Below are 3,359 nucleotides of genomic sequence, written 5' to 3' on the forward strand. Positions count from 1 at the left end.
TGTTCGTCGGCTCCGACAGCGGGGGCGAGCGGGCCGCCGCGATGTATAGCTTGATCGGGACGTGCAAGCTCAACGGAATCAACCCGCGTGCCTACCTAGAATACATCCTGACCCACATCGCTGATCACAAGATCTCTCGCATCGACGAATTGCTGCCTTGGAATGTGGCTGACAAACTAAAACCCCTCACCCCGCCACAATCTCAATCCGGTAGATCTGGATAGATTTGGATGGATCGTCCCCATGATCGCCGATCGTGGACACGATCTCCCTTGATCTATACGGACTCCAACACGCCATCGCCATCATGCCTCACTCGCGCGCGCGTGAGGACACGGCCCAGCCGAGCCGCTTACCAGCATTCCAGATGCGTGTCTGTCACGACGATCTCCTCAAATGCAAAGCCGGGTAGCCTCAGGATTCGGATTTTTGAGCACGCTAGCGGGTAGCCAAGCCTTGCTGCGTAAGGCTCGGACGAGCGCCGGTTCTGGCAATCTGGGTGCCGATCGACGCCACCGCTAAACCGTTGATTCAATTGATTGTGCAGTGCGGCTAACGTACGTTTTCGTCCATTTTCTGACGGCACCCCTTAATGGACCTGTTGCAAGCATAGGTGAGACATCCCGGTGTCGGTTTCGCTGTACGTTTTATCCGATCACTCACCAACGCTTGCTTCTCAAAATTGGAACAAGCTGCCCGTTGCAGATAATCCATTAGACTATTCGGAAACCAGTTTGTAGCGGGTGCTGACAGACACCGCCGATTGCGCCGTGTTGCTAATTTATAGAACGGGGAAGACAAAAGAATGCAGCACGCCTTTGAAGTAGAGAGCGGTCGTGGGTCGCTATGGCATCGCTGGGATCCGCACCTTCATGTGCCGGGTACCGCGTTGAATGACCAGTACAGCGGCAAAGACCCGTGGGAATCGTTTCTGGCAGCCGCCGAAGCGACGAATCCGCCGCTTCGCGCCTTAGGGATAACGGACTACTTCGGCATAGAGGGTTACGAGCGTACTATCGAATACAAGAAACGGGGCCGTCTTGCCAATGTGGGTTTCATTTTTCCGAATGTCGAGTTGCGGCTAAGTATCGAGACCTCGCGCGCGTCGGCGGTCAACATTCATTTGCTGTTTTGCCCAGACGACGCCGATCACGTAGAGCGCGTACATCGATTTCTGCGTGAACTGCAGTTCTCGTACGAGAAGGAAGTATTCCGGTGCGAGCGTGTTGATTTGATCCGGCTGGGTCGTGCTTACAACCCCAAGATCGTGGATGACGGGGCCGCTCGAACCGAAGGCGCAAACCAATTCAAGGTGACACTCGAGGACCTAAAAAAGGCCTTCCAGAACTCCGTATGGGCACAAAAAAATGTCCTTTTCGCCGTGGCTGGTGGTGAAAAGGACGGAACTTCCGGGCTGCGCGATGAAACGGCGTCGTTCGCTGCTATGCGCAAGGAACTCGAGCGCTTCGTGCACATCATCTTCAGTGGCAATCCTAAGCAGACCAGCTTTTGGCTCGGGAACGAAGCGCTCTCCGTGGACGAGCTCCACAGGCAGTACGGCGGCCCGAAACCGTGTCTGCACGGCTCGGATGCTCACTCCACAGGGAAGGTGGGTGCCCCGGACATCAAGCGCCTTTGTTGGATAAAGGGCGACCTGACCTTCGAATCCCTGCGTCAGGTCTGTATCGAACCGGGCGAACGCGTGTTCATCGGCGAGGAGCCGCCTAAAGGCGCGCTCCGGGGCAACACGATCGATTCAATTGCGGTCTCTAATGCGCCGTGGCTTTCGAAAAGCAGCGTTGACCTGAACGCCGGCCTCGTGGCGATCATCGGCGCGCGCGGATCCGGTAAGACTGCGTTGGCGGACCTCATTGCGGCCGGAGGACTTGCCTTGTCGCCACGCCTCAACGAAAAGTCCTTTATTTCGCGGGCAAAAGCGTACCTTGAGCCGAGTGAGGCACGTCTCCACTGGACATCGGGGGACGACACCTGGAACGGCCTGACAGCTACCGATATGGAAGAGTTGCTTGATCATCCGCATGTGCAATACATGTCTCAGCAGTTTGTCGACCAATTGTGCTCGGCCGACGGGCCGAACGACGAGCTCGTCGACGAAATCGAGCGCGTCATTTTCAACGCCCATCCCTATCCGGAAAGGCTGGGAGCAGACACGTTTCAAGAATTACTGAATACTAGGCTTGAGGCATCGCACGAAAAGCGAAGCCGGCATCAGCAGGCATTGGTCAAGGCGTCAACCGACCTGACGGAAGAACGCGTCAGAAAGGATGGCCTGAAAGCACTCGACAAGGATCGGGATGAACGCCGCCGTGGGATAGATAAAGATAAAAAAGATAGGGGGTCCTTGATTGCGAAAGGCAACGAAGTACGGGCACGCCGGCTCGAAGCGGTCTCCAATTCCGTTGATCTGAAGCGCCAGACCGTCGACCGGGCCAAGCGCAAACTTCGAGCACTCCAGCTCCTCCAGACGGATGTCGCGGATTTTCGATCACGCGAAGCCCCGGCTATGTTGGAAGACCTTCAGCTCCGAAGGGAAGAAAGCGGGCTTACGCAGTCAGACTGGGACGCATTCAAGCTTGATTTTGTGGGTGACGTCGACAATGTCCTGACCTCTCGCATCGCAGAAGCCCGACGTTCCGTCACCAGCCTGGAAGGGCTGCGCCCCCCTGCCGATCCGACCGCTGACCCGGCTACCCCTCTCATTCCAGACGATGCCACACTTGGCGACCAGACGCTTGCGTTGCTCGAACGAGAGATGGCCCGTTTGCAGAAATTGGTCGGAATCGACGCTCAAAACGCAAAACGGTACTCCGCGCTTTCCGAGAAGATCACCAAGGCCGAATCGGCTTTTACGAAAGTGCTGCAGCAGATCGAGCGCGCTCAGGGTGCGGAAGCGAAGATCCGGGAGCTTATTGAGGCCCGACGCTCGGCATATACAGGAGTCTTCGAGGCAATCGTTGAAGAAGAAGTTGAACTGGCTCAGCTGTATGCTCCGATCAAAACTAGGATCGAGCAGGCAGGCGGCTCTCTGTCCAAGCTGTCCTTCTCGGTGCGCAGGACTGTGAACGTCGACAAATGGGCGACCGAAGGCGAGAACTTGCTCGACCTTCGCAAGACTGGTCCCTTCCGCGGGCGTGGTGAGTTGTTAAAGCGCGCCCGAGAAAAATTGCTCAGTACCTGGTGTGAACGGCGGTGAGAAAGTGCCTTTAAACGGCGGCGGCCCGCTTTAACACTGACTGAGACGCATTTCTAACTTTTGTCAGGATGTCGGTTTCTGCGGATGAGCGAGATGATATCGGCGCGTCGAAGGGAGCCCGGAGGGCGAGTAAAGACGCGCCCGG

General features: G+C 56.7%; 2 protein-coding genes. Both read left to right on the forward strand.

Features of this window, described 5'->3' with window-relative positions:
- A partial coding sequence (locus BSU04_RS41565; RefSeq protein ID WP_144021516.1) for a transposase domain-containing protein occupies positions 1–224 on the forward strand: 224 nt, incomplete at its 5' end.
- A 581-nt stretch (positions 225–805) separates the two neighbouring features.
- Positions 806–3,214, forward strand: a complete 2,409-nt coding sequence (locus tag BSU04_RS41570; protein WP_089166015.1) for a TrlF family AAA-like ATPase — start codon at positions 806–808, stop codon at positions 3,212–3,214.
- Positions 3,215–3,359 lie beyond the last annotated feature (145 nt).

Origin of the sequence: Caballeronia sordidicola, from assembly GCF_002220365.1 — a bacterium.
Classification (GTDB): Bacteria; Pseudomonadota; Gammaproteobacteria; order Burkholderiales; family Burkholderiaceae; genus Caballeronia; species Caballeronia sordidicola_C.